Source organism: Flavonifractor sp. An112 (assembly GCF_002161085.1).
GTDB lineage: Bacteria > Bacillota > Clostridia > Oscillospirales > Oscillospiraceae > Flavonifractor > Flavonifractor avicola.
The window spans coordinates 58694-82967 of sequence record NZ_NFLU01000005.1; the positions used below are offsets into that span (position 1 = coordinate 58694).

Here is a 24274-nt window from a genome sequence, read left to right on the forward strand (position 1 = left end):
GAGGCCGAACGCTCCCCTTTTTTGCATTTTTGTTGCGTTTATGCGTATTAAAATCGTAAAGGACAGGTATAGAGCAAAAAGGAGGAAATGATAATGCTCGTATCTGTCGATCATGGAAATAAACAGGTCAAAACCACCCACGCTCTCTGTGCGCCGTTTACCTCCGGCCTGCGGGAGAGCGCCACGCCGCCCTTTGGGGGCGATGTTCTCCAGTACGGAGGAAAATACTACACCCTTGTGGACGAGCGCATCCCCTACCGGCGAGATAAGACGGAGGACGAGCGGTTTTTCGTTCTCACCCTGTTTGCCGTTGCCAGGGAGATCGAGGCCAGAGGGGCTTATTCCATGGGAACGATTCCCGTTCAGCTCGCGGTGGGTCTGCCGCCGGCCCACTATGGGGCGCAGTATCAGAAGTTTGAGCAATACTTCATGGGCCGTGGAGAAGTTTGCTTTTCCCTCAATCAGAAAGCGTTTTCCATTGAGATTACCTATGCGCTGTGCTTCCCCCAAGCGTATGCCGCCGCCGTGACCATGTTCCAATCTCTGGGCAGCGCCCCCAAGGTGCTGGTGGTGGATATCGGCGGGTTTACCGCCGACTATCTCTTTATCAAACAGGGCAAGGCCCAGCTTGGGACCTGTGATTCCTTGGAAAACGGTGTGATCGTCCTCTACAACCGCATCCGCTCTAAGGTCAACGGGGACTTTGATATGCTGCTGGAGGAGGGGGATATTGACGCCATTCTCAGGGGCCAAGGAAGTTATGCCCCGGAAGTGCGGCAGCTGGTGGAGCAGGAGACAGCGGCATTTGTCAGCGACCTGTTCAACGCCCTCCGGGAGCGGATGATCGACCTGCGCTCCGGCCAGGTGGTGTTCATCGGCGGCGGCTCCATCCTGCTGCGCCGGTTTATCGAGCAGTCCGGCAAAGTGAGGCAGGCCCTCTTTGTGGACGACATCAAGGCCAACGCCAAAGGTTATGAGATCCTCTACCAAGTGGCCGCAAGAAGGTGATCCCTGTGGCCGAGAAAAAGTCGCTGTATCGGTTCACCATCGGCTTCAATCCCGGCGATCCGGCCCACCGGCAGGTGGCGGAGCTGCTGAACCGGCAGGGCCGCCGAAAGGCGCAGTTCCTTGTGAACGCCATCCTCCATTATATCCACTGTTCGGAAACGCCGGAGATTCCCGAGACAGCCGAGCCGCCCACCGGGATGGGCCGGGCGGAGATGGAGGCCCTGGTGGTGCGGATCTTGGAGGAGCGGGGGTACCGAAAAGCCGGGGAGAACCAGTCTGATGGACAGGCGACCCAGGAGCTGCCGGAACCAGTTTTGGGCGGAGAGCTGGACGCCGCCGGGTTTGCGGCCATAGCGGATACGCTGGCAGCGTTCCGGGGGAAAGAATAAAAGAGCGGGAAACATAGGACCGTTTTGGCCTTATGCTTCCCGCTCTTCCAATGCGGTGATATATGCGTTTATCATATCCTCTAAATGCTGGTACTGAGAGGGGGTTAGTTTGGAGACCTTTTGGGAGAGAATATCATAGTCGCTTGACCCCACTTTGCCCATCAAGAGATAATCCGCGCTGATGTCCAAAGCGATACACAGCTTGATGATGTTCTCCGGCCGCAGCCCCTTTTTCCCCGTTTCGGCGGTGGAAATGATTTGTGAGTTCATATCCGCACGCTCTGCCAGTTCTTCTTGGGTCAGCCGGAGCTGCTTTCTCCGAGCAACCAGGCGTTTTCCCATTTGATCCAGTAAATCATCCATAGGCGACCCTCCTATGGACACTATTTTATCCGCTACGGCGTAAAAAATTAACGGCTTTTAGATGGATTAAATCGGCTAAAGCGTATATAATAGAAAAAACGGCTGGCGACACGGATGTGAAACCAGTTTATTTTGCTTTATGAAAAGGGTGTCCAGTAGTTTTGGGGCGGCGGTACCCTGGGATAGAAATGCGGGCTGGTGGAAACCTTCTTCTTCAAAAATCAGGAGAGAGGTATTCCGTCTCTCTCCTGATTCAAATTGTACTATATCGGTAAATCCAATTTCCGCAGCTTATCCAGTAAGTCATTTTCAACAGATCGGTCTGATGCCATTTCCAGTTTCCGTCGGATATGTTGCATCTCAGAATCAATCTCAGAGATTGTGTCTGCACAGTTCCGCAGCCTTTGGACAATTTCCTGCTGTTCAGGGATTTCCTGCTTATACTTTAATTGATGCTCCAGGCTGGCCCAAAAATCCATGGCGATGGTACGGATCTGCACTTCGACCGGAATCTGCTTCTTTTGATCTGCAAAGTAGACAGGCACACTGACTACTAAGTGTAAGCTTCGGTATCCGTTCGGTTTTGGGTTGGAAATATAGTCCTTTTTCTTCAAGAGAATAACATCGTCCTGTTGAGTCAGCGCATCAGCCAGCAAATAAATATCATCAATATAAGAACAAATTACCCGTACCCCCGCAATGTCCTGGATATGCTCTTCAATATTTTCCAGTGTAGGTTTTAACTCTTTCCGAAATAGCTTTTCCAACACACTGGCATTGCTCTTGAGCCGGGTGTTGATAGAATGGATTGGGTTGCTACGGTTCCGAATCTTAAATTCATTGTCCAATGTCTCAAATTTGACTTGTACATTTCGCATGGCGCAGGAATACATCATCATTCGTTCTCTGTAGCCTACCAGAGTGTCGGTCAACTTCACTGCCTGCTGGAATAGGAAATACTCAACGGATTCGGGAGATGCGGGAAGTGAACCGTCTGCTCTGTATTCCAACCATTTTTGTATGGTCTCGTTATCCAGCACTTCAAAGAGCGGCTGTTCCATTTACATAGTCCTCTCCTCTCCATAATTCTTTTGTCCTGTGTCCCATCGTCCATCTGTTGCGGCATTAAAAATAATATGTGATTGATAGATTAAAAAAGTAAGAAAAATTGATTGGAAGGAGTTAAATATGTTTTTTACCTGTGCAATTACGGGCCATCGCCCAACTCGGTTTAAGTGGAAATATAATGAAAATAACAACGGCTGCAAACGACTGAAGAAGCGGTTGCAGGAGCAATTTGCTATGCTCTACGAAAAAGGTGTGCGGCAGTTCTGGGTTGGTGGCTCCCTGGGTGTAGATATGTGGGCCGGCGAGATCCTTTTGCGGCTCAAAGAGCAACCGGAGTACAGAGAAATAAAGCTGATGATGGCCTTGCCCTTCGAAGGTCACAATGCAGACTGGGACGAGCGGAGTAAAAAACGGCTGGCATTTCTTGTACGGCACAGCGAAAAAACAGTTGTGATTGGAGAAAAAGGACAAGCCCCAGGGGTCAGCTTCCGCCAGCGGAATGAGTATATGGTGGATCAGGCTGACTGTTTACTGGCGGTCTATGACAATGACCGTACTATCCGCAGCGGGACAGGTATGACGGTAAACTATGCCCAAAAAGTGGGAAAGCCGATTATCCTTATTCACCCAGATACTGGAAAGATTACAAATAGTCTATGTTAAAACAAAGGACAACTCATAATTGCCGATCCTTTTTAATAGCAGCCCTTTGTCGGGTAACGCTCCGCCTAACTACACGCAGGATACAAAGAAGTGCGGAAAGATTTTTTGCATGATTTCCGCTTGCTTTGTGCCGTTTCCGCTCCATTCCATTTGCTTTCCGTCACTCTCTAAAGCTGCTATTTCCACGTGTTCCGCACCGCACTGTGGCTGAAAATGTGGTCAAAAACGCTCCCTGTCCTTTGCCGGAGACGGTTCCCCGGCTGTGGTAGGGAGCCTCCTTATATCTCTGTATATCCGTTTTGCCAGTAAGAGCAGGACAAGGCAGGCGATTTCCGTTGTCTGCGGCTCAAGATTTACGCCGCTGTAAACAAAGCAAGAATGTCCCCACGGGTATCATAAAACAGATAGGCTTCCTGATTTCTCATGCAAAAGCGAAAGTTAAATCTAACCGTGTCACCAAGTGCCTCTGGCCCAGGTGATGATCTGTTCCGCTGTCCCCTCGATCCCCATCACAGAACTGTTGATGCAAAAATCGTAGTTCTCCGGCGCACCCCAGTTTCGCCCGGTATAGGTATCATAGTATTTCTTCCGCTGCTTATCAATTTTCCTGACGGCATCTTCCGCCTCTTTTTGCCCGATGCTCTCGATCTCCATCCGGCGTCTGACCCGGTCCTCAAAGGGGGCGCAGATGAACAGGCTGACCGTCGGGATGCCGGTGGCGCGGAGAACAACATCGGCGCACCGCCCCACGATGATGCAGGGACCCATCCGGGCCAGTTCCAGGATCACCTGGCTCTGCATCTCAAACAGGATGTCCTCCGCCGGCTGGCCCTTCCGCACCTGTGGGCCGCCCTCATAGACGCCGGTAAACAGCCACGGGTTCGGGGCCTTTTCTTCCCTGCCCGCGAACAGTTCCTCCCGTACTTCCGCCTTCTGTGCCGCCAGCGTAATCAGTTCCCGGTCATAGCACCTGACGTTCAGTCTCTCCGCCAGCTGTTTCCCGATTTCCCGGCCGCCGCTGCCGAACTGTCGGCCCAAAGCGATGATTGACGTATTCATATCACGTTTCCTCCCTGCAAGTCTGTTCTGCGGCCGGGTGCGGCTCCGCCATCCGCAGGGCCGCTCCCCGGACGTGGTCCTTCAAAAGCTGATCGGCAAACCGAATCAGCTCCTCGGGCGTTTCCTGAATGTTCCCCAGCAGCCACTCCTCCATCATGCTTGCCAGCGCCCCCACATAGAACTTTGTCAGCAGATCAATTTCTCCGTCGGATACCTGATAGTTCAGTTCCTCGGCGATCCTTTGGATCGTGCCCTGTATGATAACATGCACATCCGTCTGAAAGAATCGTTTCAGATGCTCCCGGCTGATGGAGTGCAGGGCGCACAGACACACCGCCCGGTTCTCCTGGAGGTACTGAAACATCTGGAGCAGGCCGTCCTGCCACAGCATGACTCCCTCGTGCTCCCGCAGCAGCGCCACAGCCTCCTGGTCGAACATCCAGCGCACCGCGTCGTAGATGTCCTCAAAGTGATAGTAGAAATGCTGCCGGGCCATGCTGCAGGACTGCATGATCTCCGCAACGGTGATTTTGTTCAGGGGCTTTTGTGCCATCAACGCTTTCAATACGGCACAGATCTCCCGCTTGGCGGCCTCACTGGCCTCATATGTTCGTTTTTTCATCCCAACTGCCACAGACCTTTCTTCTCGCTGTTTCCCTTATTTTAGCACAGCTTCTGGAACTTATCATAGATGCAGAATGGGGTCAAGTGTCAGAAATCTGACACTTGACCCCATTCTGCACCTTGTATTCTCTGGCCCGGTTTTCTATGCTGGAATGAGCAAATGGAAAGGAGCGCAGCGATATGACGGAGCAGTATCAAGTCACGATCCAGAGCCAGATGGGCCCGCGGGAGGGGGTTTTGACCCTCCGCTATCAGGGAAGCTACATCACCGGCTCACTGGATCTGGTGGGCTATGTCAACACAATTCAAGGCGTGCAGGCGGCGGATGGGACGCTTCATCTCTTCCATCCCATCCAAACGGCGGTGAGCACCATTCCCTGCGAGACCGTCCTGAACCTGCGGGCGGGAAACCTGCAGGGCGCATCCACCTCAAAATCCGCCCGGATGCGGTGGGAGGGCACTCTCATCCATCCAGAATCCCAGGAGGAGTCGGAACTGTGAGTAAGGAAACGGGAAAGCCAACTTTTTTTGAGAAGCTGGCCACGGTCATCGTCGACAAGCGGAATCTGATTTTCTTCCTCTATGCCTGCGCCCTGATTTTTTGCCTGTTCTCTCGGAACTGGGTCAGCGTCTGCAACGACATCACAGAGTATCTGCCGGAGACCACGGAGACCCGCCAGGGCCTGACCCTCATGGAGGAGGAATTCACCACTTTCGGCACCGCCCGGGTCATGGTTTCTCATGTGACCTATGAGATGGCGGAGGAGCTGGCGGCACAGATCGAGCAGATTGAGGGAGTTACTTCAGCCACCTTTGGGAGCGACACCACCGGCGTGGACTCAGAGGACAGCGACCCGGAGACGCCGGAGGACATCGCGGAATATTTCAAGGGGGCGGACGCCTTGATCTCCGTGACCTTTGACGGGGAGGAGACGGACGAGATCAGCCTCACCGCCATGGCGGCCATCCGGGAACTGCTGGCGCCTTATGATTACTATATCGACAGCACTGTGGGCAGCTCCCAGGCGGATTCCCTGGCCAGCGAGATGGGGATCATTCTGGCGGTGGCGGCGGTGATCATCGTGCTGGTGCTGCTGCTCACCTCCCGCTCCTACGCGGAGATCCCGGTACTGCTGCTCACCTTCATCGCGGCAGCCCTGCTGAACCTGGGCACCAATTTTATCTTCGGGGAGATCTCCTTTGTGTCCAACTCGGTGACCGTGGTGCTGCAGCTGGCACTGGCCATAGACTATGCCATTATCATGCTCCACCGTTTCCTGGAGGAGCGGGAGCACGCCGGGGACCGAGAGGCCTGCATTGCGGCGGTGAGCGCCGCCATCCCCTCCATCTCCGCCAGCAGCCTCACCACCATCTCGGGGCTGGCGGCCATGATGTTCATGCAGTTCCGCATCGGCTTTGACATGGGCATCGTCCTCATCAAGGCCATCCTGTTCAGCATGCTCTCGGTCTTTACCCTGATGCCGGGCCTGCTCATGCTCTTCTCCAAGGCCATGGCCAGGACCCAGCACCGCAGCTTTATCCCCAAGATCGACCGCTGGGGCAGGTTTGCCCTGAAGCTGCGCTATGTGGGGGTGCCCCTGTTCGCCGTGGCCATCGTGGCGGGCTTTCTGCTGTCCAACCAGTGCCCCTATGTCTACGGCTACAGCCAGATCGAGACCGCCCGGCAGAACGAGACACAGATCGCCGAGGAGAAGGTCAACGAGACCTTCGGCACCCAGAATGTGATGGCGCTGATCGTGCCGAAAGGGGACTATGCCAGCGAGAAGGCCCTGCTGAACCGGCTGGAGACCTACGACCAGGTGGACTATGCCATGGGTCTGTCCAACGTGGAGGTCATGGACGGCTACATGCTCACCGACTCCCTGACGCCCCGGCAGTTTGCCGAGGCCACCGATATGGACTACGAACTGGTGTGCTTGGTCTATGCCGCCTACGCGGCGGAACAGGAGGAGTACGGCCGGATCGTGGGCGGCATAGACGACTATACCGTTCCCCTGATGGACATGTTCTTCTTTGCCTACGACAAGGTGGAGGAGGGCTATGTGGATCTGGACGAGGCGGATCAGGCGAATCTGGACGACCTCTATGACCAGCTGTCCGACGCCCAGGCGCAGCTACAAGGAGAACACTACACCCGGATGCTGGTCAGCCTGGACCTGCCGGAGGAGGGGGAGGAGACCTTCGCCTTCCTCCAGACCATCCACCAGGAGGCGGAGCGATACTATGACGCCGACCATGTCTATCTGGTGGGGGACTCCACCAGCGACTATGATCTGTCCACGTCCTTTGCCAGGGACAACGTGATGATCAGCGTGCTGTCGGTGGTTTTTGTCATCATCGTGCTGCTCTTCACCTTCCAATCCGTGGGCCTGCCCATCCTGCTGATCCTGGTGATTCAGGGCAGTATCTGGATCAATTTCTCCTTCCCCGGGGTGACCCAGCAGCCGATTTTCTTTATGAGCTATCTGGTGGTGACCTCCATCCAGATGGGCGCCAACATCGACTACGCCATCGTCATCTCCTCCTGGTACAACGAACTGAAAGAGAAGATGTCCCGGCGGGAGGCCATCATCCAGGCGCTGAACCTGTCCTTCCCCACGGTGCTCACCTCCGGAAGCATCCTGTCCGCCGCCGGGTTCCTGATCGGCCGGATCACCACGGAGCCCGCCATCGTGGGCATCGGGGAGTGCCTGTGCCGGGGGACGCTCATCTCCATGTTCCTGGTCATGTTCATCCTGCCCCAGATCCTGTACCTGGGGGACAGGATTGTGGAAAAGACCCGGTTCAACATCAAGGTCCCGGAGGTCAACCGCAGCGCCAGCGGAACCGTCTATGTGAACGGCCGGGTCCGGGGCCGGGTGTCCGGCATGGTGGACGCAAACATTCAAGGCGTGATTCGCGGAGATGTTTCCGGTATTCTGGAAACTGGAAGTTATCAGACTGAGGAGGTTCCCGAAAAAGATGAAACAGAAAGCCAGTAAATTCCTGAGCCTCCTGTTGGCGGCAATTCTGCTCCTTTCCCTCATGGCCCCAGCCGCTCTGGCGGCTGGGAGTGCCGATACCGTCTACCTCCGCACGGCGGAGGATCTGACGGAGTTCTCACAAAACTGCACCCTGGACAGCTGGTCCCAGGGGAAAACCGTCTATCTGGAGGCGGACATCGACCTGACCGGCGTGGACTTTACCCCCATCCCCACCTTCGGCGGGACCTTCGAGGGGCAGGGACACACCATCTCCGGGCTGTTCCTCACGGGCAGCGGCAATGTACGGGGCCTGTTCCGGTACATACAGCCTACCGGCGCTGTACGGGATCTCAACGTCACGGGCACCATCTCCCCCAGCGACCGCAAGAACACCCTGGGCGGCTTGGTGGGGGAAAACCAGGGGGCCATCACAAACTGCTCGTTTTCTGGGACGGTGAGCGGGGCAGACAGCATCGGCGGGATCGCGGGTATCAACGAGGCCCAGGGGCAGATCATCAACTGCACCTTCTCCGGCTCTGTCACCGGGGAGCACTATGTGGGCGGCATCGCCGGGCAGAACTACGGCTCCATCATCCAGTGTGAAAACAGCGGCAGCATCAACACCACGGAGGTGGATGCGGAGCTGAACCTGGACAATTTGAATCAAGAACAGCTCAACGCCGCAGAGAATGTGCCCGTGTGTACCGACATCGGCGGCATCACTGGTTTCTCCTCCGGCATCCTGCAAAGCTGCGTCAACACCGGGGCGGTGGGCTATGCCCATGTGGGGTACAACATCGGCGGCATCGTGGGGCGGCAGTCCGGCTACCTGAACGGCTGCGCCAATTCCGGGACAATCTTGGGCCGGAAGGATGTGGGCGGCATCGCCGGACAGCTGGTGCCGGAGGTGCGGCTGCTCTACAACGAGGGACAGGTGGGCGACCTGCTGGACGAATTGGATGTGCTGCGCGAGTTGATCAGCCAGACGGGGGACGACGTCCGCGGCGCCTCCGATGAACTCTCGGAGCGGATGCAGGCCATCTCCGACCGGGCGGGAGAGGCCCAGGAGGCCATGAGTGATCTGATGGACTCCACCACAGACTGGGCCAATGAAAATATTGACGAGATCAATGACTTGTCCGCCCGGCTCTCCTGGCTCACGGACAAGACAGCGCCTATCCTGGATGACACCTCCGATGTTCTGGACCTGGCAGAAGAGTTGGCCGGGCAACTGAACGATGTGCTGGATGAAGGCCGAGCGGCAGGCGAGATCGGTGCCGATACAGCGGCGGAAGCGGAACATGCGATTCAGGCGCTGCGTTCTTCTCTGCGCCAGGCCCGCGCCTCACGAGATCAGCTTCAGTCCGCTCTGGACCACCTGAAACAGGTTCTGGGTCGAGGAGAGGACACCGGCCCGGCCGTGGAGGCGTTTTTTGAAGCCTTCAGTGTCTTTGCGGAGGACTGCAGCGGAGCGGCCGGAGCCGCCGCACAGGCGCTGCGCATTTTGTGGGACGCCCGCGGCCCGGAGGGGATGACCGAGGAGCAGCGGGAGGCGTGGGATTCGGCACTGGCCGGCGTTCAGAGCGGCCTTGCCCAGGCAGCGTCTGCCCTGCCGGAGCTGGGGAAGGCTCTGGTCCGGCTGGCGGACTCCTTGACCCATCCGGAGGAGTTTGGCGCGGCCCTGGAGGATGTGAAAGGGACTGGCAGTTCCCTTGCCGCCGCCCTCCGCTCCCTGGCGGATGCTGCCAAGGAGGGGCAGGACACCATCGGCAGTCTGCGGGACCTTTTGGAGCAAGGCGGAAATATTGGAAGCGCACTGGAGAAAGTCGGGAATACCGCAGAGGAAATCCTGGGGCAGGCGGCCGGGATCTGCAGGGACTTGGCGGATACCGTGGAGGAACTGTCCGAGATGCCCACCATCACCATTCAGCCCATCAGCAGCGAGATTCAGGAGCAGGGAGACGCCCTGGGAGACATCTTCTCCGGCCTGCTGGACGACGGGGACGCCCTGCGGGAGTCCATGTCCAGCAGCACGGACATCCTGCTGGACGATCTGGACGCCATCAATGAACAGTTCGGTGTCATTACCGACTTGCTGCGGGATATTCTGGATGGTTCCGGCGAGGAGGTTGAGGATCGCTTTGAAGATGTGTCGGACGAAGCGCCCGAGACCACAGATACGGGGTATCTGTCCAATGCCCGGAACGACGGAACTGTGGAGGGCGACATCAATGTGGCCGGGATCGTGGGCTCCATGGCCATCGAGTACGACTTTGACCCGGAGGACGATCTGATCCAGGAAGGCGACCGCTCTCTGGACTTCCGGTATCAGACCAAAGCCGTGGTCGCCGCCTGTATCAATACGGGAGAGATCACCGGAAAACAGGACTACACCGGCGGTATCGTGGGTCTGATGGATCTGGGACGAGTCGGGAACTGCGAAAATTACGGCGCGGTCTTCAGCAGCAACGGCGACTACGTGGGGGGCATTGCCGGTGCCTCTTGGGGCAGCATCCGGGACAGCTGGAGTAAGTGCCGCCTGTCCGGCGGGGACTATGTGGGCGGCGTGGCCGGACTGGGGGCCACCCTGGTGAACTGCCATACGCTGGTGACCATCGACGAGGGCTCCGCCTATCTGGGCGCTGTGGCGGGAGACGTGGACAGCGATGGCACAGTGTCAGGCAACACATTCACCAGCGAGAGCCTGGGCGCTCTGGACGGCATCAGTTATGCCGGGAAAGCGGAGCCGGTGGATTTTGACACCCTTTGCAGCACGGAGGGCGTTCCGGAGCTGTTTTCCCAGCTGGAGCTAACCTTTGTGGCCGACGGGGTCACTGTGGCCGTGGTTCCCTTCCAGTATTGGAAGGGAATCGAAGCCCTGCCGGAGATCCCAGCGAAAAAGGGGTATTCTGCGTCTTGGCCAGACTTGGACTATACCCATCTGACTGCCAGCCGGACCCTGGAAGCGGAATACACACCCTACACCTCTGCCCTGACCGACGGCGGAGAACTGCCGGAGATCCTGGTGGACGGCAGTTTCAGCAGCCGGGCGGAGGTCTCCCACACAACGGAGGATGTGACCTGGACCGATGACCAGGGGCAGTCTCATAGCGCCACCGCCTATACTGTCACCGTAGAGGACCCGGATCTGGAGCAGGTGTCCTACACAGTCCACTACCGCCTGCCGGACTCCGGTAAACGCTGGGCCCTGTGGGTACAGGACGAGAACGGCTGGTCACAGGCAGATTTTACAATCGACGGGCAATATCTGCTGCTTACCAGTCAGGCCGAGGAGATCACCTTCTGCGTGACAGAGCGGCCCGGCAGCCTCTTTGCCTGGATTGCCGCCGGGGCAGGTTGCCTGATCCTTTTGGCAATTATCTTCTATGGATCACGCCGCATTCACAAAAAGAGGCATTGAGCCCATGTATGGGAGGCAAGCCAATGAAATATAAAAATTAAGTTTTCCAGATATAGATGGTATCAAGCTGATCCATAGCCTGCGCCGACTTGCCCAGGTGCCGATTTTGGCGTTTCGATGAAATATACAACAGAGGAGGAGATCCAGGTTCTATTTGCGGGCGCTGACGACTATTTGGATTGCGGTGTTGTCTTGGACCCCGAACGTTGTCTGGCTCATATCACAGCTATCACACGACGCTATCTTTGGAAAGATCGCCCAGAGCGCGCAGCGGTTCTTATTCCAGGAAACGGCCTCAAAATTAACTTGAAAAGAGGAAGGGCTTACTTTCATGGGGAAAATCTCAGTCTTACGCCGAAGCAGTTTATCGTCTTGCAGATCCTTGTGGAACGTATGGGTGAAGTAGTTACAAAGGAAGAACTTTGTGAGGCCGCTTGGGAAACAGATCATGATGTCTATGCGGATGATGCTCTCAAATACCATGTCAGGGAGATCCGCAGGAAACTCGGCTAACATGGTATGGAGGATCTGATCGAGACCGTCTTGGGTGTAGGATGCCAGCTTTCTCTGGGAGAAAACAGTTAAGGGTGGTGAGAAACTCAAATTTTACTGGGCAGTAAACAAGAAAACCTCTGTCCCATTTGCAGACTTTCCATCCTCCGCTATACTGAAGACAGAAAAAGAATGGAAATACGGCGATGGCCGGCAGGCGGATCTGTGCCGGATACTACCGGCGGTATGACGGCAAGGTGGTCTATGTGGTCTCCTTGGCCACGGATACCGACACCGGCGAGGAGGCCGTCATCTGGACCACCTATCCCTTTGCGGATCTCCCCAGGTATTGGACCTCCAGCAAAAAGTCCTTCTGCGCCTTTGTAGGAGTGGACGGAGAGCACAAGCGTCTGACGAACATGAAGATCTCAGAGGCCGCCATCGAGAGGCTGGAAGACGAGGGCTTCCGGGGACCAGTGCGCAAAAGTCAGAAACAGCAGATGGATGAAGAATATGACTCCCGTAAGTATCAGCAGGCCGCCACATACCACGCGTTCGCCAAAGACCTGTGTGAAAACTACAACTTCGACCGGGGCAAATATCGTTTCTGCGTGAAAGAAAAGAGATTCGCAGCCATCACACGAAGTGACTTCGCCAAACTGAAAGAGGACCTGCAGTTTCTGGACAATGCCATGAAAACTGTACTGGCTGAGTACAAGGACTATTTCCAAGAGCGGTTTATAGACGGACTGTCGGTTCGCAAGTACGCCGAGGCCCACGGTCTTAACCGCGGCAGCGTGGACTATCTGCAAAAGAAATTTTTCTCTGCCTTGGCTTGTTTGCTGAAAGAACGGGACGAGGCGGAGGGTAAATGCCGCCTGTGGAAACCAGGCCAAAACTGAATTGAAACTCTCTTAAGTGGAGCGTCTGCTGACAAAGCGGGCGCTCCGTTTTTCTGTCAATCATATGTCAAAAAGATGTGGTTTCAGCAATAGAAAGTAGAGGGGCAAAAGTAGGAGGTGAGTATGACACTCCTATGTCATACAACAAATGTTCTCGGGAAAGAAGTAGGAGGAGGTTTGGAGGCACGGAGTATCGCAGTGTCCGCACGTTTACAAAATCACTAAATCAAAACATCCCGCTTTGGGTATGTCTCTGAACTTTACATCCTATGGTTGCTAAATCATTCCTTTCCGCCTCTATACAGTTGGAACAGAAAAATTCTTTTGTGAACTGCCCCGCTTAACGGGTAATAAAGTGAGTGGACCTTATGGAAGGAGGCTGTAATCGTGAAAGAATCCAGTTACAAAAGCTACGACGACCTGCCGTTGTTTCTCAACTCAGAGACAGTGGCAAAAGTCCTGGGTGTCTCTCCATCGTCGGGATATGAGCTGATGCACGAACCAGGCTTCCCGGTGCTGCGTATCGGCAACAGGATGGTGGTGCCCAAGGAGCAGTTCATCCAGTGGGTGAAAGAACACACGAGAGGTGATGTATGAGATACAGCAAATACAGTGGGCGCGGAAATTTTTTCTCTCTGCCCAACGAAGTGTTTCTCCTGGGTCTGAGTGCCGGAGAATTGGTGGTGTATAGTTTCCTGAAACGGTGTGAGAATCGCAAGACGCATCAGTGCTGGCCCAGTATCAAAACCATTGGACAAGCAGTGCGGATGAGTGAAAATACTTACTGTCCGCAAGTACATCCGGCAGCTGGAGGAGCGCGGACTCATCGTGACAGAACCCACCGAGGTGATTACCAAGGCAGGAGAAAAGCGCAACGGCAATCTGCTGTTCACCCTCCGGCCGATCCAGGAGGTGATTGACCAGCACTATGCCCGCCAGCTGGAGGAATTGGAGTTGGCTACAGAGCGCCAGCGCGCGGCCACCCTCCTGCGGCAACAGGAAAGCCCCGCGTGACCGCCTGTGAGCCGCTGTGTGGCCCGATCACGGGAGGGGCAGAGCCCCTGCCCCTCCCAGCAAGTACAGGCCGGATTTGGGCCATTGTTCCGCCATTACGAAGGAGCGCCTATCCGTGGTATCTGCCGCTCTCTAACCGATTTACGAGGGACGAAAAGAAAAGCAGGATAAATGCCGGGGTCACCGGTGGCGCCTCCGGCCGGTCACAACTGCCCGCAGTGCGGGCAGTTACGGGGGTTTTGGGTGTATCAAAAGTGGGGTCAAAAACAGGCAACGGGGATCACGCTTGCGGTCACAATCCCCAAACCCCTACTGCCATAACGAAAAAACAGGGGTCACGCCCCGGAAAGGAGCAGTTTATGGGCAAAAAAGAGAGATTTGCTTTCTATCTCACCCCGGAAAAGAAAGCCATCCTGGAGCGCCGGTATCAGGAGGACGGAAACCGGAGTATGACCGCTTTCGTCGAGCGGGCGGTGGACTTTTACCTGGACTACCTCAGCGCCAACGACGCCGGCCTTTTGCAACCACCGCCTTGGCCTATGGGATGGATATCAAGACGCTGTCCACCATCCTGGGTCATGTGTCCTGTGTGACCACGCTGAACACCTACTCCCATGTAACCGACGAGATGAGACAGCGGGCGGCGGTGAAAATCGACCAGGGTATCGCCAAGGCGGAAATCAAACCACAAGAGGAAAATCCCAAGGAGCGCACCATGACCACCTTCCAGGCGAGGAAGCGATGGAGCCGAAAGGCAAGTTGAATGACAGAGAACCGGCCCGCCGGGAGAGAGAAATCCCCGGCGGGCCGGTTTTTGCTGTCTGTGGGCAAACATGTGGTCAAGAGGTGCTTGGCTGGAAAAAGGAACCGAAATTTGTGCTGGGGATGGGGTAGTTTGAGCGATAATGGGCAATCTTCAAGGAGAATAATTGAGAGCGCCTAACCTGTGCTGACACAAACAAAAGGACAATAGTTGGTCCTCTTGTAATAAAGATGCGCCAAATACCCCCCATCAAAATGGTGGCTATTTACTCATCTAATAGGTGTTTGCACCGTCCTGTTTTATATCCATTAGGAGGGCTGAGAATGGTTGCAGAGTGCAGGTAAGGTTGCTCTTTTTCATTTGAAAAACAGCCTTCCCTCTGGGGGTTGTGCCGCCAAATTCTTCCCAATCACTATACACCAAAGGGGAAGCGACGATTGCTCCTGGGATGGCCACGGTATAATCCATCTGTACTTGGTCGCTGAAATTGAAAACGGCGGCAAGGTATTCGCCTTTGCCTTTCCGGCAGATCGCATAGATACATCGGTTCTCCTGATGGCAGTCCAACCAGTAAAAACCGTCTGTTCGATAATCCCACTCGAATAAGGCCGGATGAGATATATAGATATCGTTCAGCTTTGCCATATAATGATAAAACGCATCATGATTTGGATATTTTCGCAAGTCCCAATCCTGTTCTCTTTTTTCGTTCCACTCCCGCAGTTGTCCAAATTCACTTCCCATAAAATTTAGCTTTTTCCCGGGATGCACCAGCATATAGAGATACATTGCCCGCGCCTGGGGGAATTTCTGCTCGTATTGTCCGTTCATCTTTTGGAGAATAGTGGCTTTTCCGTGTACCACCTCATCATGGGAAAAAGGCAAAAGATATTTCTCATTTTGAAAGTACATCATGGAGAAAGTCAGTTTGTGGTACAGGGCTGTCCGCTGCGCTGGAGCCGCTTGGAAATATGTCAGCGTATCGTGCATCCATCCCATGTCCCACTTGTAATCAAACCCTAATCCTCCGTCATGGACGGACTTTGTAATGCCGGGATAATTGGTGCTGTCTTCCGCAATTAGAATGCAGTCCGGATTGTTCTCTTTCAGGCCCAGGTTCATTACTTTGATAAAATCGACAGCGTTGCCATTTACACCCCGCTTTTCGTCTCCCTGCCAGTATATTATGCGGCTGATCGCATCCATCCGCAGACCGTCGAAATGGTATTCTTTCAGCCAAAAGTTTGCCGCAGATTGCAGAAAGCTCCGCACCTCACCGCGAGAGTGCATAAAATTATAGCTGCCCCACTCGCTGACACCCACATCACTATGGGGATACTCATAGAGCGCCGTCCCGTCATACTGTGCCAGCGCATACCAGTCCACCGCAAAATGGACGGGTACAAAATCCAGGATAACGCCGATCCCGCTTTGATGGAGCAGGTCGATCAGCCGTTTCAAATCGTCGGGCTTTCCGTAACGTCTGGTGGGCGCATAAAACCCAGTGTTCTGGTACCCCCAGCTTTCATCGCAGGGATGCTCACAAAGCGGAAGAAATTCCACATAATTATAGCCGCTCTCTTTCAAATAGGGGATAAGGAGCGGGGCAAGCTCGTCATAACGATACCACTCATTGTCGCTGGGTTTTTTCCATGAGCCGAGGTGCATCTCATAGATGTTCATAGGCCGTGCGAGCTGGTTTCCCCTTTGCTTCATCCATTTTCCATCGGCAAAACAATAGGCCGATAGATCGACCACAACAGACTTGTGGTCGGGGCGCAATTCCATCCCAAATCCGTAGGGGTCACAATGATCGGTATAGCCGCCGTTTTGCATATAAATGCGGTATTCGTACGGTTGCCCTACCTTTACATTCGGCACAGCAATCTCATAGAAATTCCCATCATAAACCGGCAGCATAGGAATTTCCTCGTCAGCGTAAAGCAGACTAACACGAGCGGCGTTAGGGGCAAAGGTACGAAATGTTGTCCTTCCTACCGTGAAATGCGTACCCAAATATTCGTATGCGTTTAGAATTTGCCCTTTATAAAACCCATACATATCCACGGTTATTCTCCTCTCGTTGATTCTGTCGTTAAATGAGGCACTCTATTTGATTGAAGAGAGGAATGCAGCAATCGTCCCCCCATCCTGATACCCCTTCGCATACAGCTTTTGCAGGGCATCCTTATCTCGGGTTAAAGTATCAACGCCACAGGTATCATCAGGCGACACAATCAGAACTTGCCCTCGGGCTTCATAAAGTTTTGCCAAGTCTACGCCATCGTTGTAACGCCGGGCCCGGAGGCGAAGCTGTTTTGCCGCTTTTGGGTAGCGTCTCTCAATCCTTTTGGCAAAGGAAGGGTCTTTCCCCGGCTGACGAAATAGGTTCTTGGGCTTGGAGAGAATTAAAACTACCCGGTCACAGCCCATTTGGAACGCCTTTTTTATGGGGATGGGATCGCCTAAAGCGCCGTCATAGTATAGGTGCCGCTTCACTTCATAGGGGTGACAAACAAAGGGGATGGCACTGGAGGCTTTCAGAATGCTGTAATCATCCTGCTGGATATCGTCTTTTCCAAAATATTTGACTTCTCCCGTCTCCGCATCACAGGCAACAATACATAATTCCATAGAGCTTGCCATGATTGCGGGAAAGTCAAGTGGATTTTCTCCCCCAGAATTGCTGAGGGTACCGTATATATAGTCCAGATCCAGATAAGACCTTTTCCGAAGAAAATTCCCCCAACTCATGTATTCCTTGCGAAAAGGATATTCCGCATAGAAAGGGTAGTTTCGCCCCCGCTGTCCAGCAGCATACCGTCACCTGGCTCTTGCCGTCGGGGCGGAGCCAGGGAAGGTTCCCAGCCCTGCGGACCTGGGTCAGGCGGCGGCAGAGCTGATGGGCCAGAGAGATGGGGGCAGGCATCAGCTCGGGTGTCTCATCGCAGGCATAGCCAAACATCATACCCTGATCGCCCGCGCCGATGAGGTCGGCCTCATCGGTGTCACCATTCTGATGCTCATAGGACTGATTTACTCCCATGGCAATGTCGGGAGATTGCTTGTCGATGGAGCTCATCACAGCGCAGGAGCGGAAATCGAAGCCATAATCGGGGTTGGTATAGCCGATACGCTCGATGGTTCGCCGGGCGATGCCGGGGATGTCGGCATAATGGGAGGTGGTGATCTCTCCCATAACCACCACCATGCCGGTGGTGGTAAAGGTCTCACAGGCCACATGGGCCATAGGATCGGCTGCGATAATATCGTCTAATATTGCATCAGAGATCTGGTCGCAGACCTTGTCGGGGTGGCCTTCCGTGACGGACTCAGAGGTGAAAAGACGTTTTGCCATACGATGTATTCCTTCTTTCTTTTATTGTGAGCTTACTCTTTAGGAGTTTCCTCCGGGGAGACGTTTTGGAGTTTCCCTTCCAACTTTTCCAGCGCCCTTCCAGCAAAGTCTTTGCCACCAACGCCAAAGGAAATAGCAAAGGCAACGGCAAGAGCGGCCAGAATCAGAATGAACGCTGCATTTACCAGCTCCTTCGCAATCCCAAGCTGGCTCAGGATCAAAAAAGCGCCAACGGTGTAAATGGCACACTGGGTCACAAGGGCAGCAGTCTTATGACCATTCTTCACAAGCACCTTTTTAGCAAAGGCATTGCCAATCCAACATCCGATGAAGATGATTGCGGCAGCCAATACATAGGGCAGATACCCAATTACCGTGGCGCCGATTTGAGTCAGCACCTCCATATGAAGTGCGTTGATTCCCTCTACCACAAAGAAGATGACCAGAACAGTCCGTAAGGTTTTGCCGATAACGGAAGAGAGGACCCACTTGCTCTCCTCCTGTCCCACGGCTGTGCGGAGTTTAGCGTCCACGCCGGTGGCGGCAATGACCCGTTCCGCAATAGCGCCCAGCAGCTTCGCAATCACCCAGCCCACCACGAAGATGATGACGGCAGCAAGCAGATAGGGTAAAAACTTAAAGATCATGGTCAGCATCTGCACTGCGGGCTCAGAGATCGCCCGGATATTCAGAGCTTGGAGTGCGGTGATAATAACCGGGATCAAAATGAGGACATAGACCAAATAGGCCAGCGTATTGGAGAGCTTGCCGGTTTCGGATACCTCCATACCTGCCATTTTTTGCAGACGGTTGACCTCCAGCTTATTCAGAGCGGGGGCCAGCAGTTCCCGCACCAGTTTCGCAATGTAGCAACCAATCCAGAGAATGAGGACGGCTGCCAGAATGTTGGGCAGGTATCCCCAGATGGTATTCAGCAGACTCAAAATGGGTGCCGAGACATTGTTCAAGCCCAGGCTTTCAAAGATGCCGGGGACAAAGAGCAAAAACACCACCAGATGGACCAGCTTGCCAATCATCGTCAAGGCGTTGCCAGCCTCCTGTCCTTCTGCTCCCTTACCCAGCTTGGTCTTTGCCAGGAGCTTTGTGACCGCGGATTTGACAACGGCTGAGACGATAAAGGCCAGGAGAAGGATAAGGACGGCTTTGATCACGGCCCACAGGCCTGCGCCAAAAAAGGCTTCCAGTGTTTCAACGAACATGATTGATTCCTCCTGTTTTAATTCAATGGCGTGAAGTGCCTTTGAATCCAAACACAGTTATCTTCTTTTTCCCCAAAAGCAAACCGAGAGCATTCCCGGGCCAGTGTGAGCGCCGGTATATGGGGAAAGCGGTGTGATAAAAACCCGGACATCAGAAGAAGCTGCCTCACGGATCATATCAGCCGAAAGTTCCCCATCCTCTCGGCAACCAGCGTAGTTTATAAATACGACAGGCAAAACGCCTTGAAAATCTGAACTGATGCGGAACAGCTCCACCAGCCGTTTCATGGATTGCTTGCGTCCCCGGACTTTTTCGGCAACGACCAGCTTACCATTACGATCAATCGTAAGAATTGGCTTAATTTGCAGTGTGCTCCCCAGAAAGGCAACGGTGGGCGAAACTCTCCCGCCTCGCTTTAAAAAGTCCAGATCATCTACCAGAAACCAGTGGTTCATGTTCTGGAGATGTTCCTCCAGCCATTTGGCGTTTTGCTCCAAAGACATTCCGCGTTCTTTCAATGCGGCGGCCTGGATCACGATCAATCCTTGTCCCGCTGAGGAACTCAGGGTATCCACGCACCGGATCGCCCGCTCCGGGTATTGTTCCTTCAGCATCTCACTTGCCAGCAGCGCATTATGCCAGGTACCGGACATACCAGAGGAAAAACAACAGTAGAGGATATCGTTTCCTGCCTCCAGCACAGGGGAAAAGGCCTCTATGTATTTGTATGGAGTCGCCTGGGTAGTGGATGTTTTTTCACCCTTGCGCAGAGCGTCATAAAAGCAGTCGCTGTTTTCCTCTGCGTCCGCTTTGCCGGGGAAGATCGTATTTGTTTCCTCTGAAAGCATATAATCCATAGATACTCCCTGAATATCGTACCGACAATACCATTCAAGGGGAATATCTGCGGCGGCATCGGTAAAAATCGTATAGTCGGCCATAAAATTTCCACTCCTCCCTTACTTTTCCTCTGAGGTCAGCTCTCTTCTCATTACGTCTGTCTGCTGATCCCTACCCCGAAAGCATTGGGGCCGGTATGACAGGCAATACTGAAAGAAAGGGGCTCATAGTGGACATTCTCCCATGGAAACGCTTTCCGGACCTGCTGTTCCCAATCCTTCTCAGCATCGGAACACACAAATGAGCTGGCCGCTCCAATATTTAGTTTCCCACTGGAGGTTCGCAGGGTGTCTGCCATATTACTTGCACGCTCAAGCAAAGCCTTTTGGCAGGCAGATGTACTACGCGGCAGGCAGCAACGGTCAAAACGACCGCCTTGGCAAATAAGCAGCGGCTTAATATTGAGAACATCCCCCAAGGTTGCCACAGTAGGGGTGCAGCGGCCATTTTTCTTAAGATATTTCAGGGTATTTACACCCAAATAGATCATGGAATCCATGGCAGTGGCTTCTAAGGCAACGCGAATTTCTTTTGCCCTGATGCCCTGATCCGCCAGAGATTTGGCATAAAGGACGGAATCATGGAGCGTCACAGAGATCCGATGGTTGTCCACAATCTGGGCCCTTTCCTCGTACTCTTCCGAAAGCATTTGCGCTGTTTGATAAGAGGAGCTGAGACCACTGGACATGGGGATGTAGACCAGTTCGTCATATCCCTCGGAAAAGATCCGGTCAAACATGGAGATGACATCTCCCGGAGACGGCTGAGAGGTTGATACATCGGCACCCTCGGCTATGTGCTGATAAAATTCGTTTGGAGTGAGGTTTACCCCCTCGAAGTATTCCTTTCCATCCAAAATGACCGGCATGGGAAGCACAAATATTCCCAGCCGTTCTCCCTCTTCCGGGAAAATACCACTGTTGCTGTCTGTCAGAATCGCTGTCTTCATTGTAATCGCTCCTTCTCCTCATGTACATGTACAGTCAAGCCGGTCTCAGCGTCTTTGTCTCCCTCTCTCACCGCAAGAAGATAATCCTTGTCGGTATCCTTTTGTATAGGGATAAATCGCTGTATCGGGTCTGCTTTATCCCGGTGCTTTGCATATCGGTATCCGAAAACGGCAAACACTACCGCACCGACAAAGTTCACAAACAGATCGGCCATGGTATCAATAAGGCCAATATCCAGATAACCGCCTACGCCCAGCGGCTCTCCGTTGATATAGACCTCGGAGATTCCATTGATTTTATATGGAATTCCACTGCCGCCTGTTTCCAGCAGTACAGAAGAAATAGAGTGGATGACAGTATCCTTCTGCATGTCCAGGCCAAAAACCATGTCCATGGTGAACTCGAAAAACTCCCATAGGACCCCTACGGTCATGGAAAAGCATAGGGCCACCAGAACGGTAAAGAAAGGCGAGAGCTGAAACACCAGCTTTTGATTTCGGTTGAGGAGCTCCACCAGGGAGAATCCGATGGCTGCCGCTAAAAAACCGTTTAACGTATGGAGAATGGTATCCCAATAAGGGATCGCCGTATAAAACTGATGGATCTCCCCCAAGATTTCTGCGGCGTAGACAAAGAGGAAAATAATGATCTCCAATGTGGTAGGCAGCTCCACCCGTAGGGTGATTTGCGCAATGCTGGGACCGATCAGGAGCAGGAGCGTCAGCAGGCACAAGAACACGCTTTCATAGTTTCCATTAAATAGCTGACGCACCATAACGAGAATGACAGAAAGCCTGAGAATCGTAAATACGATAAAAGAACTTTTGTGTTCTCTTTGTTCTATCCTCATGGCTTTCAGAAACTGCTTGATCCTCCTCATTTTCACTATTACCTCGCTCTCTTCCCTTACAAAACAAAAAACCTCAAAATTCGTTACTTAGCTCTTGCAACCAGCAAGGTTAGACTGTATAATTAAACTGTATATTTTTATCATCTATAGCATGGGTGAGTGGCTGAAATATGACCTTGAGGGGAAAGGAGGGTTTCCATGGAACGGACAAAAAAAGCAATCATTGAGGCTTTTCAAGAAATTCTGGAGGAGACCCCCATCAATAAGATTACGGTAAAAACTATTGTTGAGCGGTGTGAGATCAACCGAAATACATTTTACTACTACTTTGATGGAATCCCGGAGCTTGTGGAGTACCATCTGACTACGATGGTCAATCAACTGTTAGATTCCTTTGACCAGCCGGATCCGGCAACAGAGTTGGAGCGAGTGGTCAACTATTTTAAGCAGAGAAAAATGTCTGTACTTCATATTTACCGTTATTACCCCAGAGAGCAGTTTTTGCCTGCATTAGATAAAATAACAACTCATATAGTTGAAAGGTGTATGAAGCAGGCAACAGAGGGAGTTCCTATTCCAGAAGAAGATTTGGACGTCCTGATTCGGTATTATAAAGGTGCTTTGGTCGGTGGGCTCCTGGACTGGCTGGAGTCCGGAATGAGTTATGACATGAATGCGATGGTGGAGCGGCTGTGCAAGCTGATGGAGGGCTCTACCCGTAACGCCATTGAAAAATCCCAGATCAAACAATGAAACAGGTTCAAAAGTGGGAGGGTGCCCCTGGCACCCTCCCACTTTTGTGTCAGCGCCATTATTTCTCTTCGCCTCTGGTGTTTTTCCGCTCCCGGTCAGCAATGTCGGCCAGCTCGGGTCGCTGGGCGCACTCGGCCTGCCAAAGTTCGTCCGCCTTGCCCTTCCAGTGCGCGGCGTACTGGTCGCACTTGGCGCACAGGTGTTCCACGCTCTCGGGGCTCATGGGGTCGGTGGAGTGGGCGCCAGTCTCGGCCACCATCTTCCGCAGGAACTCCGGGTTCTCCAGCATGGGGCAGGGCCGGAGCATATTGTCGTTGAAGGGCATATTGTCGTGATAGGCCATGAAAATGGGGCTGCGGAGAGCGTCCAGCAGGCTCATCTCACGAATGTTGGCGTTGGAGTAGTGGATGAACACACAGGGGTCCACATCGCCGTTGGCATTGATGTGGAGATACCGCTTCCCGCCGGCAATGCACCCGCCCACATACTCGGCGTCGTGCTGGAAGTCCATGGCGAAGAGGGGCTTCTCGGCCCGGAGCTTACGGATGCGGTGGTAGACCCACTCCCGCTGCTCCGGGTTAGGAAGCAACTCGGGAGCGGCGTCGTTGCCCACGGGCATATAGTGGAAATACCAGATGAAGAAGGCTCCCATGTCGATCAGGCTCTGGTAGTACTCGTCCGAGGTGATGGATTTGTAGTTCACGCTGGTGTAGCAGGAGGAGATGCCGTAGGGCAGCCGCCGCTCCCGCATGATCTTCATAGCGTTCTGCACCTTCTGGTAGACCCCGTCGCCCCGGCGGGAGTCAGTGTCGCCCTGGTCTCCCTCCAAAGAGATGGCGGGAATGAAATTGCCCACCCGGAGCATCTCGTCGGCGAAGGCCTCGTCGATGAGGGTGCCGTTGGTGAAGGTGAGGAACAAGCAGTCATCGTGCTTCTCACAGATCTTAATCAGATCGGCTTTCCGGACCATGGGTTCCCCGCCGGTGTAGATGTACATATAGATACCCAGTTCCTTGCCCTGGGTGATGATGGAGTCGATCTCGTCAAAGGTCAGGTTCAGCTTGTTGCCGTACTCGGCGGCCCAGCAGCCGGTGCAGTGGAGGTTGCAGGCCGAGGTGGGGTCCAGCAGGATGGCCCAGGGGATGTTGCAGCCGTACTCCTTGCGCAGCTTCTCCTGCTTGGGCCAGCCGATCAGGTTGGCGTTGATGAAGAAGTTGGTGATGAGGGTCTTCATCACGTTGGGGTCGGTGTCGCGGAGCATGTGGAGGATGAACTCATGATAGGGGTGATCCTTGTTCTCAATGGCCTCCCGGATGGCCTTCCGCTGGGAGGGAAATTCCCCGCCGGAGAACTTGTCCGCCCAGTCCATGATCTTGGGCAGGCTTGTCTCCGGGTCCTTGTAGGCGTACTCGATGAGCTTGTCTACCCCAACTTTTTGCAGTGTAGTCTTGAATCCCATGATTTGTGTCCCTCTTTCATATATTTTTTGTGC

General features: G+C 53.8%; 23 protein-coding genes and 2 pseudogenes. 13 read left to right on the forward strand and 12 right to left on the reverse strand.

Annotation, left to right across the window (positions count from 1 at the left end; genetic code table 11):
• The first annotated feature begins 93 nt into the window (after positions 1-93).
• Both B5E56_RS05995 and B5E56_RS06000 read left to right on the forward strand, forming a co-directional pair.
• Entirely contained in the window at positions 94-1008 is a 915-nt protein-coding gene (locus tag B5E56_RS05995) for a ParM/StbA family protein (protein WP_087389032.1), read from the forward strand.
• A 5-nt stretch (positions 1009-1013) separates the two neighbouring features.
• The gene (locus B5E56_RS06000; RefSeq protein WP_087389033.1) at positions 1014-1397 is read left to right on the forward strand and encodes a hypothetical protein; all 384 of its coding nucleotides are present in this window, start codon (positions 1014-1016) and stop codon (positions 1395-1397) included.
• Between the two features lie 30 nt (positions 1398-1427).
• On the opposite strand, the gene B5E56_RS06005 is transcribed toward B5E56_RS06000, so the two are convergent.
• Positions 1428-1760 carry a helix-turn-helix domain-containing protein gene (locus B5E56_RS06005; protein WP_087389034.1) on the reverse strand — a complete coding sequence of 111 codons (333 nt, stop codon included), beginning with the start codon at positions 1758-1760 and terminating at the stop codon, positions 1428-1430.
• A 263-nt stretch (positions 1761-2023) separates the two neighbouring features.
• The gene (locus B5E56_RS06010; RefSeq protein WP_087389035.1) at positions 2024-2821 is read right to left on the reverse strand and encodes a GTP pyrophosphokinase; all 798 of its coding nucleotides are present in this window, start codon (positions 2819-2821) and stop codon (positions 2024-2026) included.
• A gap of 127 nt (positions 2822-2948) precedes the next feature.
• On the opposite strand from B5E56_RS06010, the gene B5E56_RS06015 reads away from it, so the two are divergent.
• Positions 2949-3491 carry an SLOG family protein gene (locus B5E56_RS06015; RefSeq protein WP_087389036.1) on the forward strand — a complete coding sequence of 181 codons (543 nt, stop codon included), beginning with the start codon at positions 2949-2951 and terminating at the stop codon, positions 3489-3491.
• 453 nt (positions 3492-3944) lie between these two features.
• On the opposite strand, the gene B5E56_RS06020 is transcribed toward B5E56_RS06015, so the two are convergent.
• Together B5E56_RS06020 and B5E56_RS06025 are read right to left on the reverse strand one after the other, a co-directional pair.
• Positions 3945-4550, reverse strand: a complete 606-nt coding sequence (locus B5E56_RS06020) for an AAA family ATPase (RefSeq protein WP_087389037.1) — start codon at positions 4548-4550, stop codon at positions 3945-3947.
• A gap of 1 nt (position 4551) precedes the next feature.
• Positions 4552-5172: a TetR-like C-terminal domain-containing protein gene (locus tag B5E56_RS06025; protein WP_087389038.1), complete on the reverse strand. Its 621-nt coding sequence runs from the start codon at positions 5170-5172 to the stop codon at positions 4552-4554.
• Between the two features lie 182 nt (positions 5173-5354).
• Between B5E56_RS06025 and B5E56_RS14880 the strand changes: the two genes are divergently transcribed.
• From B5E56_RS14880 to B5E56_RS06065, 9 genes and pseudogenes are all read left to right on the forward strand, one after another.
• Entirely contained in the window at positions 5355-5675 is a 321-nt protein-coding gene (locus tag B5E56_RS14880; RefSeq protein ID WP_242958795.1) for a hypothetical protein, read from the forward strand.
• Positions 5672-8176, forward strand: a complete 2505-nt coding sequence (locus B5E56_RS06030) for an efflux RND transporter permease subunit (RefSeq protein ID WP_242958796.1) — start codon at positions 5672-5674, stop codon at positions 8174-8176. Before B5E56_RS14880 ends, B5E56_RS06030 begins: the two co-directional genes overlap by 4 nt.
• Positions 8157-11579 carry a GLUG motif-containing protein gene (locus tag B5E56_RS06035; RefSeq protein WP_158098675.1) on the forward strand — a complete coding sequence of 1141 codons (3423 nt, stop codon included), beginning with the start codon at positions 8157-8159 and terminating at the stop codon, positions 11577-11579. Before B5E56_RS06030 ends, B5E56_RS06035 begins: the two co-directional genes overlap by 20 nt.
• A 117-nt stretch (positions 11580-11696) precedes the next feature.
• Positions 11697-12092 carry a winged helix-turn-helix domain-containing protein gene (locus B5E56_RS06040; protein WP_087389040.1) on the forward strand — a complete coding sequence of 132 codons (396 nt, stop codon included), beginning with the start codon at positions 11697-11699 and terminating at the stop codon, positions 12090-12092.
• Between the two features lie 185 nt (positions 12093-12277).
• A complete protein-coding gene (locus tag B5E56_RS06045) occupies positions 12278-12973 on the forward strand; it encodes a hypothetical protein (protein ID WP_087389041.1) in 696 nt (231 codons plus the stop codon).
• A gap of 387 nt (positions 12974-13360) precedes the next feature.
• Complete coding sequence (locus tag B5E56_RS06050) at positions 13361-13570, forward strand: helix-turn-helix transcriptional regulator (RefSeq protein WP_087389042.1); 210 nt, start codon at positions 13361-13363, stop codon at positions 13568-13570.
• Positions 13567-13698: pseudogene (locus tag B5E56_RS15055) on the forward strand (helix-turn-helix domain-containing protein); the annotation flags it as partial. The gene B5E56_RS06050 and the pseudogene B5E56_RS15055, both read left to right, overlap by 4 nt.
• A 46-nt stretch (positions 13699-13744) precedes the next feature.
• Complete coding sequence (locus tag B5E56_RS15060) at positions 13745-13987, forward strand: hypothetical protein (protein ID WP_343214235.1); 243 nt, start codon at positions 13745-13747, stop codon at positions 13985-13987.
• A 544-nt stretch (positions 13988-14531) separates the two neighbouring features.
• Positions 14532-14750 carry a hypothetical protein gene (locus tag B5E56_RS06065; RefSeq protein WP_087389044.1) on the forward strand — a complete coding sequence of 73 codons (219 nt, stop codon included), beginning with the start codon at positions 14532-14534 and terminating at the stop codon, positions 14748-14750.
• Positions 14751-15023: 273 nt separating this feature from the next.
• On the opposite strand, the gene glgB is transcribed toward B5E56_RS06065, so the two are convergent.
• From glgB to B5E56_RS06100, 7 genes and pseudogenes are all read right to left on the reverse strand, one after another.
• Positions 15024-16817, reverse strand: a complete 1794-nt coding sequence (gene glgB, locus B5E56_RS06070) for a 1,4-alpha-glucan branching protein GlgB (protein ID WP_087389045.1) — start codon at positions 16815-16817, stop codon at positions 15024-15026.
• A gap of 42 nt (positions 16818-16859) precedes the next feature.
• Complete coding sequence (locus B5E56_RS06075) at positions 16860-17504, reverse strand: patatin-like phospholipase family protein (RefSeq protein ID WP_343214231.1); 645 nt, start codon at positions 17502-17504, stop codon at positions 16860-16862.
• 64 nt (positions 17505-17568) lie between these two features.
• A pseudogene (locus B5E56_RS06080) lies at positions 17569-18108 on the reverse strand (S-adenosylmethionine synthetase N-terminal domain-containing protein); the annotation flags it as partial.
• 32 nt (positions 18109-18140) lie between these two features.
• Entirely contained in the window at positions 18141-19328 is a 1188-nt protein-coding gene (locus B5E56_RS06085; protein WP_087389047.1) for a mechanosensitive ion channel, read from the reverse strand.
• Between the two features lie 57 nt (positions 19329-19385).
• Complete coding sequence (locus B5E56_RS06090) at positions 19386-20270, reverse strand: DegV family protein (RefSeq protein WP_087389048.1); 885 nt, start codon at positions 20268-20270, stop codon at positions 19386-19388.
• 50 nt (positions 20271-20320) lie between these two features.
• Entirely contained in the window at positions 20321-21178 is an 858-nt protein-coding gene (locus B5E56_RS06095; RefSeq protein WP_087389049.1) for a DegV family protein, read from the reverse strand.
• Positions 21175-22059 (reverse strand): hypothetical protein, encoded by an 885-nt coding sequence (locus B5E56_RS06100; RefSeq protein WP_206404958.1) that lies wholly within the window; start codon positions 22057-22059, stop codon positions 21175-21177. The genes B5E56_RS06095 and B5E56_RS06100 overlap by 4 nt, the downstream gene beginning before the upstream one ends.
• A 168-nt stretch (positions 22060-22227) precedes the next feature.
• Here B5E56_RS06100 and B5E56_RS06105 point away from each other — a divergent pair, with 168 nt between their 5' ends.
• Entirely contained in the window at positions 22228-22782 is a 555-nt protein-coding gene (locus tag B5E56_RS06105) for a TetR/AcrR family transcriptional regulator (protein ID WP_087389050.1), read from the forward strand.
• Positions 22783-22840: 58 nt separating this feature from the next.
• Here B5E56_RS06105 and B5E56_RS06110 read toward each other — a convergent pair whose 3' ends face one another.
• The gene (locus B5E56_RS06110) at positions 22841-24241 is read right to left on the reverse strand and encodes a radical SAM protein (RefSeq protein WP_087389051.1); all 1401 of its coding nucleotides are present in this window, start codon (positions 24239-24241) and stop codon (positions 22841-22843) included.
• Positions 24242-24274: the final 33 nt, after the last annotated feature.